The 10805-nt window shown below is 62.2% G+C and carries 11 protein-coding genes; all 11 read right to left on the bottom strand.

What is annotated here, in order from left to right:
* The coding region (locus FEM54_RS13725) for an Hpt domain-containing protein (RefSeq protein WP_138451413.1) at positions 1–316 on the bottom strand (316 nt) is incomplete at its 3' end.
* A 30-nt stretch (positions 317–346) separates the two neighbouring features.
* On the bottom strand, positions 347–2065 hold the full coding sequence (locus tag FEM54_RS13720; RefSeq protein WP_138451411.1) for an ATP-binding SpoIIE family protein phosphatase: 1719 nt from the start codon (positions 2063–2065) through the stop codon (positions 347–349).
* Positions 2062–2367 carry an STAS domain-containing protein gene (locus tag FEM54_RS13715; RefSeq protein WP_017134941.1) on the bottom strand — a complete coding sequence of 102 codons (306 nt, stop codon included), beginning with the start codon at positions 2365–2367 and terminating at the stop codon, positions 2062–2064. Before FEM54_RS13715 ends, FEM54_RS13720 begins: the two co-directional genes overlap by 4 nt.
* A gap of 129 nt (positions 2368–2496) precedes the next feature.
* On the bottom strand, positions 2497–2946 hold the full coding sequence (fliJ, locus tag FEM54_RS13710; RefSeq protein WP_016972024.1) for a flagellar export protein FliJ: 450 nt from the start codon (positions 2944–2946) through the stop codon (positions 2497–2499).
* 3 nt (positions 2947–2949) lie between these two features.
* Entirely contained in the window at positions 2950–4308 is a 1359-nt protein-coding gene (gene fliI / locus FEM54_RS13705; RefSeq protein WP_017134940.1) for a flagellar protein export ATPase FliI, read from the bottom strand.
* Positions 4298–5062 (bottom strand): flagellar assembly protein FliH, encoded by a 765-nt coding sequence (fliH, locus tag FEM54_RS13700; protein WP_138451409.1) that lies wholly within the window; start codon positions 5060–5062, stop codon positions 4298–4300. Before fliH ends, fliI begins: the two co-directional genes overlap by 11 nt.
* Before the next feature lie 10 nt (positions 5063–5072).
* A complete protein-coding gene (gene fliG / locus FEM54_RS13695) occupies positions 5073–6092 on the bottom strand; it encodes a flagellar motor switch protein FliG (RefSeq protein WP_010208743.1) in 1020 nt (339 codons plus the stop codon).
* Positions 6085–7860 (bottom strand): flagellar basal-body MS-ring/collar protein FliF, encoded by a 1776-nt coding sequence (gene fliF, locus FEM54_RS13690; protein WP_138451407.1) that lies wholly within the window; start codon positions 7858–7860, stop codon positions 6085–6087. The genes fliG and fliF overlap by 8 nt, the downstream gene beginning before the upstream one ends.
* Positions 7861–7876: 16 nt before the next feature.
* On the bottom strand, positions 7877–8206 hold the full coding sequence (gene fliE / locus FEM54_RS13685; RefSeq protein ID WP_017134937.1) for a flagellar hook-basal body complex protein FliE: 330 nt from the start codon (positions 8204–8206) through the stop codon (positions 7877–7879).
* 131 nt (positions 8207–8337) lie between these two features.
* Positions 8338–9717 carry a sigma-54-dependent transcriptional regulator gene (locus FEM54_RS13680; RefSeq protein ID WP_099548873.1) on the bottom strand — a complete coding sequence of 460 codons (1380 nt, stop codon included), beginning with the start codon at positions 9715–9717 and terminating at the stop codon, positions 8338–8340.
* Between the two features lie 7 nt (positions 9718–9724).
* Positions 9725–10805 (bottom strand): sensor histidine kinase (locus FEM54_RS13675; protein WP_138451406.1); only part of this gene is annotated, 1081 nt, incomplete at its 5' end.

The raw sequence follows: 10805 nt of genomic DNA, 5'->3' as shown, positions 1-10805 counted from the left end.
CATACAGCGGCCGCACCAACGCAAACTCATGATCAATCTGATCAACCAGCGCACCCAAGTCCGCCGACAACTCGACGGACTCCACCTCCAGCCGCTGACACAACTGCGCCAACCGCACCGCCCCAAGGTTGCCACTGCTGCCCTTGAAGCTATGGGCAATCCGGCCCAACGCCTTGGCGTCACCACGCGACTTGCGCAACGCATCGATACGCTTTTGCGAATCGTCCAGAAAGGTATCCAGCAATTTCGGATACTCGCTTTCCATCACTTCCTGCAGGCCCGTCAGCACATCAGGGTCCAGATGAATCTCAAGCACTTGTTCGCTCCTTGATCAAGAATCGGCGGATTATGCCAGAGCCCCCCAGCAAAACTCCACGCACACACTGCGCCCGCCATCGGTCCAGCGTACATCGCTGCTCAGTTGCCGTACCAGGCTCAGCCCCCGGCCAGACAAACGGTCGATATCCAGCGGCCGCGCCAGCACCTGTTCCACGTCAAACCCTGGGCCACTGTCTTCGATGCGCAGCGTCATTTTGCCGCCCGTGGCAGTCGGCACCACCTGCACATGTACCCGCACATAACCGCTGTTCAACTGCGTCAGGCGCTCATTGCGCTGCCGGTAATACTCGGCAAATCCTTGGGCATCGCGCTTGAGTCGCGAATCCAGGCCCAGCACGCCATGCTCCAGCGCATTGGAATACAACTCGGCCATCACGCTGTACAGCGCTCCGCTTTGCCCACGCAGGCCATGAATCTCCAGCAGCAATTGCAACAGGTACGGCAACGGGTTGTAGCTTTTGAGCGTTCGCGCACGAAACTCGAAGCTCACCGACCAATCCAACGGGCACGACTGGCCACTGTCGGCATACAGCGGCTCAGCCGCCCGCGACGGCTGGCCAGGCTGCAAGGTGATCTCCACCATGCTGACATCATCGCGCGCCTCACCCCGGAACACCGCCAGGGCCTGCTCAATCTCCTCAAACAAGCGGTCAGGCTTGCGATTACTGGCAAATACCTGCTGCAAACGCGCCGCGCCAAATAACTGTTCACTGGCGTTGGCGGTATCCAGCACCCCATCGGACAACAAGAACACCCGGTCGCCCAAGGCCATGGGCCAGACTTCGGTGCTGTCATCAAACGCCTGTGCCGAAAGCACACCCAGCGGCAGGTGCCGGGATAACAAAGGCGTACGCTTGCCGGTGGCGATCTCATGCACATAGCCGTCGGGCATGCCGCCGTTCCATACCTCCACCACGCGCCGCTGGGTACTCAGGCACACCAGCGTGGCGCAGCAGAACATGTCCACCGGCAAGATGCGCTTGAGCTTGGCATTCATCTCGCGCAGGGTCTGCGCCAGGCCGTAACCCTTGGCGGTCATGCCGTAGAAGACTTCCGCCAGCGGCATGGCGCCCACTGCGGCCGGCAGGCCATGGCCGGTGAAGTCACCGAGCAGCACATGCATGTCGCCGGACGGCGTGTACGCCGCCAGCAACAGGTCGCCGTTGAACAGCGCATAGGGCGATTGCAGGTAACGAATGTTCGGCGCCGCATTGATGCAACCCGAATGCGCTACCTTGTCGAACACCGCCTTGGCCGCGCGTTGCTCATGCAACAGGTAATCGTGGTGCCGGGCGATCTGGTCGCGCTGGCGCAGCACCGTGGCCTGCAGGCGCCGCAGACGGTCCATGGCATTGATCTTGGCGGCCAGGATCAGCGGGTTGTAGGGTTTGGGCAGGAAATCATCGCCACCGGCATCCAGGCATTGGGCCAGGGCTTCGCTTTCGCGCAGCGAGGTGAGGAAGATGATCGGCACCAGCGCCTCACCCGCCAACCGTTTGATCCGCCGCGCCGCTTCAAAACCGTCCATCACCGGCATAAGGGCGTCCATCAACACCAGTTGCGGACGCTCGCGGGTAAACACCTCGACGGCTTGCGCGCCATTGGTGGCGGTGAGCACCTGGTGGCCCTGACGCCGAATGATGGTCGACAGCAACAGCAAATCAGCGGCGCTGTCTTCGGCGATCAGGATCGTCAGTGGTTCAAGGACCGGGGCCAAGGTGCTCAACTGATGTCGAACAATTTGTCGAAGTTGGAGATGCCGAGGATCTTGCGCACATCGGAGTTGCTGTTGATGACCTGCACTTCGGCCTCATCGCCACCGGCATGGTCCCGCAGCAGCAGGAGCATGCCGAGCGCCGAGCTGTCCAGATAGGTGGCTTCTTTCAGATCTACCACGTAGATGTCGGGCACCTTGTAGAACCGCTCGTAGGCATCGCGAAAGGTCTGGTGGCTTCCGAAATCGAATCGGCCTCTTACTTTAATCGTCAACTTCGTCCCATCCAGGGATACTTCTGACTCGACTGACATGTGACTGCTTCCTTGTCATTGGCAATGTGCAACAAGGTTTAGCAGCTGAACCGGATCTGGGCAACACCGAGCTCCCACCTAAGCCAGCACCCACACAGCCCGGCTCCCACAGTAGGCAAGTGGAAACTGTTAGTACTGTGACTGGCGGGGAAGGCGCTGTGACAGCTCATCGAGCAGCTTCTGCTCACGCTTGTCCTCAATCGCCCGCGCTTCGTCGATATAACGCTGCACCAGCTTGCGCAAGCCTTCAACGCGGGCAAACGCCGCCTGCCAACTTTCACGGGCTTTATCAAGATTGTTCTGGTGCCAGGCCAGGCTCTGGCGCTGCTGGCCCACAGCGGTTTCCAACTGGTTGAGAAAGCCCTGGTAGCCCATCAACCACTGTCCGGACACACCCTTACTGCCACGCTCGATCCACTGCTGCTGGTATTCGCCGCGAAAGCGCTCCAGGTCGCCCAGCTTGCTTTCCGCCAGGCGCACCTGCCCCTGGAAGTAACCCAGGCGTTGCACGGCGGTTTTTTCGGCCTTTTCGGCCATGTCCACCACTGGGGCCAGGCGTGAAGAACGGGTGCTGGCCATGGCTTAACCGCCCGGCGCCGGAGCGAAGATCGAGCCCAGGTGAGCTTCGCTTTCGCCCATGCTGATCTTGTCGTTGAGCCCCTGGCGCAGGTAGCTCACCAGTTGCGGTTGCAGCGCGATAGCCAGGTCGGTTTCGCGATCACCACCGGCCACGTAGGCGCCGACGCTGATCAGGTCGCGGCTCTGCTGGTAGCGCGACCACAGTTGTTTGAAGTGCTGCGCACGCGCCATGTGCTCGGGCGTGACCACCGCCGGCATCACCCGGCTGATCGAAGCTTCGATGTCGATGGCCGGGTAGTGCCCTTCCTCGGCCAGGCGCCGCGACAGCACAATGTGGCCGTCGAGCACGCCCCGCGCCGAGTCGGCAATCGGGTCTTGCTGGTCATCGCCTTCGGACAACACCGTATAGAACGCGGTGATCGAACCACCACCGGCCTCGGCATTACCGGCGCGCTCCACCAGCTTGGGCAGCTTGGCGAACACTGAAGGCGGGTAGCCTTTGGTGGCGGGCGGTTCGCCGATGGCCAAGGCGATTTCCCGCTGGGCCTGGGCGAAACGTGTGAGCGAGTCCATCAGCAACAGGACATTCTTGCCCTTGTCGCGAAAATATTCGGCGATACGCGTGCAGTACATGGCAGCGCGCAGGCGCATCAGCGGCGCATCATCCGCAGGCGACGCGACTACCACCGAGCGCTTGAGGCCTTCTTCACCGAGGCTGTGCTCGATGAACTCTTTCACTTCACGGCCGCGCTCGCCGATCAGCCCGACCACGATAATGTCGGCCTCGGTAAAGCGCGTCATCATGCCCAGCAACACTGACTTACCCACGCCGGTACCGGCAAACAGGCCCAGACGCTGGCCACGACCGACCGTCAATAAACCGTTGATGCTGCGAATGCCCACGTCCAGCGGCACACTAATGGGGTTGCGGTTGAGCGGGTTGATGGTCGGGCCGTCCATCGGCACCCAGTCTTCGGCCTTCATGCCGCCCTTGCCGTCGAGTGCGCGGCCGGCGCCATCGAGCACGCGGCCGAGCATGCTCATGCCCATCGGCAGGCGGCCGGTGTCGGCCAACGGCACCACGCGGGCGCCAGGGGCGATGCCCGCCAGGCTGCCGACCGGCATGAGGAAAATCTTGCTGCCGGAAAAGCCCATCACCTCGGCTTCGACCTGCACCGGGTGGTAGCTGTCGTCGTTGATCACCAGGCAGCGGCTGCCCATGGCGGCGCGCAGGCCTTCGGCTTCGAGGGTCAGGCCGACCATGCGCAGCAGGCGCCCTTCGAGGATCGGCTGGCCGGGCAACTCCGTGGCCTCGGCGTAGCCACCCAGGCGCTTGGCGAAGCTGGTGCGATCAAGGCGCATCGGTGGCGTCCAGATCAACGCTCAGGTCAGGTTCGGCGGGGTTCAACACCTGCTCATGCACCTGATCCAACAGCTTGGCCATGATCTGGCTGATGCGGGTTTCCACCGTGGCATCGATGCGGCTGTGTTCGGTTTCCACGCGGCAACCACCGGGCAACAACGCCGCGTCCTCGACGATACGCCAGGTTTCTTCATGGCGCTCGCGCAGGGCTTTGACCTGTTCGAAATCCTGCGGGTTGATGTACAGGCGCACATTGCCCACGCCCAACGGCAGCAGCTTGAGGGCTTCGCGCATGACGCTTTCGATATGGCCGGAATCGAGCACCAGCTCGCGCTGGATGACCTGCCGGGCAATGTGCTCGACCAGGCCGACCATGGCTTTTTCGATCTGCGAGTCCTGCTCGGCAATCGGGTCGAACAGCGTACCCATCAGCCGCTCAAGGCTGGCGAGTTTGACGCCGAGCGCCTCTTCGGCTTCCTGGCGTACTTTGAGGGTAGTGCTGCGAAAGCCGTCTTTTTCGCCGGCCGCAAAGCCTTCGTTGTAGGCTTCCTGGCGGATGGCTTCCAACTCTTCAAGGGTCAGTGGCTGGACTTCATCCAGTGGCACTTCTTCCATCTCTACCGGCGTTTCAACCAACGGCTCGGGCTCAGGTTTCGGCACATGTGGATCGAAGCTGGGCAGCGACCAGATGTCGAACCCGCCGACATCCCGCGCGCGAATCAGATCGCTGGGCGTCTCATCTTTGTTCGACATGGGACGCGCCTTAGATCATTTCTTCGCCGCCCTTCCCACCGAGAACGATTTCTCCGGCTTCGGCCATACGGCGGGCAATGGTGAGGATTTCTTTCTGCGCGGTTTCGACGTCGCTGACGCGCACCGGGCCTTTGGCTTCGAGGTCGTCGCGCAACAGCTCGGACGCACGCTTGGACATGTTCTTGAAAATCTTCTCTTTGACGTTTTCGTCCGAGCCTTTGAGGGCCAGCACCAGCACGTCGGAGGAGACTTCGCGCAGCAACGCCTGGATGCCACGGTCATCGACATCGGAGAGGTTGTTGAACACGAACATGAGGTCTTCGATCTGGCCGGACAGGGTGTCGTCGATCTCGCGGATCGAGTCCATCAACTGGCCTTCGACCGAGCTGTCGAGGAAGTTCATGATGTCGGCCGCACGCTTGATGCCGCCCAAGGTGGTGCGCGAAGCGTTCGAGTTGCCAGAGAACTGCTTCTCCAGAATCGTGTTGAGTTCTTTCAGGGCTGCCGGCTGCACGGTGTTCAGCGACGACACGCGCAGGATGATATCCAGGCGTACTTTATGGTCGAAGTGGCCGAGCACTTCACCGGCCTGGTCCGGGTCGAGGTAAGCGACGACGATGGCCTGGATCTGCGGGTGCTCGTAGCGGATCACGTCGGCCACCGCGCGCGGCTCCATCCACTTGAGGCTGTCCAGGCCACTGGTGTTGCCACCCAGCAGGATGCGGTCGATCAGGCCGTTGGCCTTGTCTTCGCCGAGTGCCGAGGTGAGCATCTTGCGGATATAGCTGTCGGAGCCGACGCCCAGGCTGGTCTGGTCGCCGACGATCTCGACGAACTCACTCATCACCTGCTCGACTTGCTCGCGGTGCACATTGCGCATCTGCGCCATGGCCACGCCCACGCGCTGGACCTCTTTAGGCCCCATGTGGCGCAGCACTTGGGCAGCGTCGGTTTCACCCAGGGACAGCAACAGGACTGCGGCTTTGTCGACCTTGGTGAGCTTGGCAACAGCGGCTCGATTATCACTCATCTGCGTTGATCCACTCTTTCACGACCTGGGCCACACGGCCCGGGTCTTCTGCTACCAGACTCTTGATTGCGTTCAACTGAGCGTCATAGCCTTCGCTCGGGCTTGGCAACAGGATGCTTTGCGGGCCGCCGAGGCTGACGCGGTCGTTGGCCAGTTCGCCATCCAGGCCGCCCATGCCACCCAACTCGACGTCGCCACCGGCCAAGGCCAGCTGTTTCTTGCCGTTGCCGGTGATGTTGTTGAGCACCGGACGCAGCACGCCGAACACCAGCACCAGAATGAACAACACACCCAGCACTTGTTTAACGATGTCCCAGAACCACGGCTGCGTGTAGAACGCAGGGTCGGCGATCACTTCGGCGCGCTCGGCGGAGAACGGCATGTTGATCACGCTGACGCTGTCACCCCGGCTGGCGTCGAAGCCGACGGCGTCCTGCACCAGGCGCGTGAAACGGGCCAATTCATCAGTGCTCCACGGCGCACGGGTGACGGCGCCGTCAGCCGGGTTGACCTTGACCTGATCATCGACCACCACCGACACCGACAGGCGATTGATCTTGCCCTGCTGCTGCTTGGTGTGGCTGATGGAACGGTCGAGTTCGAAGTTCTTGGTCGACTGGTTACGCTTGTCCGCCGGGTACGGCGCGAGCATCGGCTGGCCGGTGGCCGGGTCCATGATCTGCTGGCCGTTGGCGTCCAACAATGGCTGCTCAGGCTGGATCGCGCCAGCCGTAGCGGCCGCGCCACCGGTGGTTTGTGGTGCAGTCGCCGGAGCCGGTGGCTGTTTGCTCAGGGCACCCGGCACACCTTGCGGGCCATTGCTGGCGGTGCGTTGTTCGCTGGTGGACTGCTCGCTGCGCAGCGCCGGTTGGTCGGGGTTGAACTGTTCGGAGGTCGACTCGACCGCGCTGAAATCCACGTCGGCGGACACTTCAGCCTTGTAGCGATCGTTGCCCAACACCGGTTGCAGGATGTTGTGCACGCGCTGGGTCAGCATGCTTTCCATGCGACGGCTGTAGTCGAACTGCTTGCCGGCCTGGGTCAGCGCGGAGTTCTCGGCCTGGTCGGACAGCAGGTTGCCCTTCTGGTCGACCACGGTGATTTGCGACTTGCTCAATTCGGGAACGCTGGTGGCCACCAGGTTGATGATCGCCAGTACCTGGCCAGGCTCCAGGGAGCGGCCGGAAAACAGTTCAACCAATACCGAAGCACTGGGCTTGCGTTCGTCACGCACGAACACCGAGCTTTTCGGGATCGCCAGGTGCACGCGGGCGCCCTTGACGTTGTTCAGGCTGCTGATGGTGCGCGCCAGTTCGCCTTCCAGGCCACGCCGATAACGGGTGGCTTCCATGAACTGGCTGGTGCCCAGGCCCTGGTCCTTGTCGAGGATTTCAAAACCGATATTGCTGTCGGACGGCGTTACGCCGGCTGCAGCCAGCTTCATGCGCGCACGGGCCACGTCATCAGCCTTGACCAGCAAGGCGCCGGAGTTGGGCTCCACGGTGTAGGCGATGTCGGCGGCGGCCAGGGTTTCCATGATCTGCTTGGAATCCATGCCGGCCAGGCTGCCGTACAGCGGGCGGTAATCAGGTTGTTGCGACCACAACACCACGGCAAAACCAATCGCCACACTGGCGGCCAGGCCGACCATCAGGCCCACCTGACGCAGCATGGTCATTTCCGAGAGGTTTTCCAGGAACGACAGGCCAAACAGCGGCGGCTTGCCGTCTGCCTTGGCGGGTACGTTGTCGGAGACTGCTTCTGCCATGACTTAAATCTCGTCCTTAAACCGGCATCTGCATGATGTCTTGATAAGCCTGAACCAGCTTGTTACGCACTTGGGTCAAGGCTTGAAAGGAAACGCTGGCCTTTTGCGAGGCGACCATCACATCGGTGAGGTCCACGCCGCTCTTGCCGATCTCGAAGGCGGTGGCCAACTGACTGGAGGCTTGCTGGGTGTCGCTGACTTTGTTGATTGCCTGACCGAGCATGTCGGCAAAACTGCTTTGGCCCAATTCCGGCGCTGGCGCGACGGATTTCGGTTGAGCCATGGCATCCATTTGCATGGAGCGCATATCCAACATCAACCGATTGAACTCAATACCCTGGCTCATGACCTTCTCTCTCCGACGACCCGCAATTTTTTGACACTACGCAGCGGTTACTACGGGTGGTAGCAACAAGGGTGCCAGCTCCGTGGCAATTCGTAAGAAAAGGCGACAAACCCTGTCAGCCCAAGAATTTTTCAGGTGGCGAAAAGGTAGGCTTCCACGTCCATCCCGGCGTCGCGCATCTGCGCCAGCTTGTAGCGCAGGGTGCGCGGGCTGATGCCCAGGCGCTCAGCGGCCTCTTTGCGGCGGCCGCGCTCGGCACGCAAGGTGTCGATGATCATCTGGAATTCGCGGCGGCGCAGGTCGTCGCCCAGGGCACCGCCGGACTCGGTTTCGGCAGCCGCCACCGGTGCGGGCGCCAGGCTCGGCAACGGCGCGCTGCCATTGCCCATGGCCAGGCAGAAGTCTTGCGGCTGGATCAAGCCGCCCTGCTGCAAAATCAGCGCGCGCTGGATGGCGTTGTCCAATTCGCGCACGTTGCCGGGCCATGGGTAGCTGATCAGGCAAGCCTGGGCCTCAGCCGACAACCGCGCCTGGGCGTGCTTCATTTTTTTGACGTGGTTGTTCAGCAGGCGCTCGGCCAGCGGGATGATATCCGCCGGGCGCTCGCGCAACGGGCGCCAGGCCAGTGGGAATACGGATAGCCGGTAGAACAGGTCTTCACGAAAGCGCCCCGCCGCCACTTCGCCCGCGAGGTCGCGGTTGGTGGTGGCAACCACGCGGATATCCAGCTGGATCGGCTTGCGTGCGCCCACGCGCTCAACCTCACGCTCCTGCAACACCCGCAGCAGCTTGGCTTGCAGGCCCAGGGGCATTTCCGAGATTTCGTCGAGCAGGATGGTGCCGCCGTCGGCCTGTTCGAACTTGCCGGCCTGGGCCGCGATGGCGCCGGTGAACGAGCCTTTTTCATGGCCGAACAAGGTGGCTTCAAGCATGTTGTCGGGGATGGCCGCACAGTTGATCGCGATAAAGGGTTGTTTGGCGCGGCTCGATTGCTGGTGGATATACCGCGCCAGCACTTCTTTACCGGTGCCGGACTCGCCGGAGATCAGCACGGTGGAATCGCTACGCGCCACACGCGCTGCCAGTTCCAGCAACTGTGCGCTGGCCGGCTCAAAGGCAATAGGGCCTTCGCCTTCAGCATTCGAAACAACGCCGAGTGCATGCCGGGCAACCAGCTCGATCAGGGCTTTGGGTTCAAAGGGTTTGACCAGGTAATCCGCCGCGCCCTGGCGCATGGCGTCCACCGCCCGCTCCACGGCGCCATGGGCGGTCATCAGCAACACCGGCAGTTGTGGCTGGCGCGCGCGCAGCAGGCCGAGCAACTGGTGGCCGTCCATGCCGGGCATGTTGACGTCACTGACCACCAGGCTGAAAGACTCCTGCTCGACCGCCTCCAAGGCTTCCTCGGCAGAACCGACCGCCCGGTAGTCATGGCCCGCCAACAGCAGCGTGTCAGCCAATGCTTCACGCAGGGCACGATCGTCTTCGACCAATAAAACCTTGATAGCCATAGTCCTTTTACTCCGCGCTTACCGTGCTGGAAAACAGCGGCAAGGTCATCAATGCACAGGTGCCACGCCCCAACCGGGAGTGCAGCTGCAATTCTCCCTGATGCGCACGCGCCACGGCCTTGACCACGGTCAGGCCGAGGCCGGTGCCGTTGGTCTTGGTGGTAAAAAACGGTTCGCCCAGGCGTTGCAGCACACACGGCTCAATGCCGCTGCCGCTGTCGCTGATACACAGGCGCAGGGTTTGCTCGCGGGTGTACAGGTGCACCTTGAGCCGCGCCCCGGGCAGGCTTGCCTGGGTGGCGTTTTCGATCAGGTTGAGCAAAGCGCCGACCAGGGTGTCGCGGTTGCACAGCAACTCGCCCTGGTGGCTGTCGCACTGCCAGCGCACCTGGGCGTCCTGGATATGGGTGGCCGCCGCCGCTTGCAGCGACTGCATCAACATAGCCGGCGTAACGCGGTCGGTCAGCGGCAATTCGCCACGGGCAAACACCAGCATGTCGCGCACCTGGTGCTCCAACTCGTGCAGACGCTCTTTGAGGCGGCCAGCAAAACGTTGGTGGGTGGCGGCCGGCAATTGCTCATCAGTCAAATGACTGGCGTAGATCAGCGCCGCCGACAACGGCGTGCGGATCTGATGCGCCAAAGAAGCAACCATCCGCCCCAACGACGACAAGCGTTCATGGCGCGCCAGCTGGTCTTGCAGGTGGCGGGTTTCCGTCAGGTCGTTAAGCAGCACCAGTTGGCCAGGCTCGGCGTCCAGGGAACGGGTGGCGATGGACAGACGCCGGCCGTCCTTGAGGGAGATTTCGTGGCCGTCGTCTTCACGTGGGGCGAAGCAACGGGCGATGACTTCGCGCCACAACTCGCCTTCCAGCGGCAGGCCGAGCATGTCGACGGCAGCCGGGTTGGCTTCACGCACGCGGCCCTGATCATCAATGACGATCACGCCACCGGGCAGCAGCGACAGCAGGTTTTGCAGACGGTTGGCCAGGCGCTCTTTCTCGGCCAGCTCTTGCATGCGCTGGGCACTGACCACCGCCAGCTCGCCTTTAAGCTCGGAAACCCGCGCCTCCAGCAAGCTGTAAGAG

This window comes from Pseudomonas edaphica (genome assembly GCF_005863185.1).
Lineage (GTDB): Bacteria > Pseudomonadota > Gammaproteobacteria > Pseudomonadales > Pseudomonadaceae > Aquipseudomonas > Aquipseudomonas edaphica.
The sequence above is the reverse complement of the archived record's forward strand: the minus strand, read 5'-3'. Positions and strand labels throughout refer to the sequence as shown.

Excerpts from the sequence above, each read along its gene's own strand:
- fliF (WP_138451407.1), bottom strand. The coding sequence starts at position 7,860 with ATGGCAGAAGCAGTCTCCGACAACGTACCCGCCAAGGCAGACGGCAAG.
- fliG (WP_010208743.1), bottom strand. The coding sequence starts at position 6,092 with ATGAGTGATAATCGAGCCGCTGTTGCCAAGCTCACCAAGGTCGACAAA.
- fliH (WP_138451409.1), bottom strand. The coding sequence starts at position 5,062 with ATGTCGAACAAAGATGAGACGCCCAGCGATCTGATTCGCGCGCGGGAT.
- FEM54_RS13680 (WP_099548873.1), bottom strand. The coding sequence starts at position 9,717 with ATGGCTATCAAGGTTTTATTGGTCGAAGACGATCGTGCCCTGCGTGAA.
- fliE (WP_017134937.1), bottom strand. The coding sequence starts at position 8,206 with ATGAGCCAGGGTATTGAGTTCAATCGGTTGATGTTGGATATGCGCTCC.
- FEM54_RS13715 (WP_017134941.1), bottom strand. The coding sequence starts at position 2,367 with ATGTCAGTCGAGTCAGAAGTATCCCTGGATGGGACGAAGTTGACGATT.
- fliJ (WP_016972024.1), bottom strand. The coding sequence starts at position 2,946 with ATGGCCAGCACCCGTTCTTCACGCCTGGCCCCAGTGGTGGACATGGCC.
- fliI (WP_017134940.1), bottom strand. The coding sequence starts at position 4,308 with ATGCGCCTTGATCGCACCAGCTTCGCCAAGCGCCTGGGTGGCTACGCC.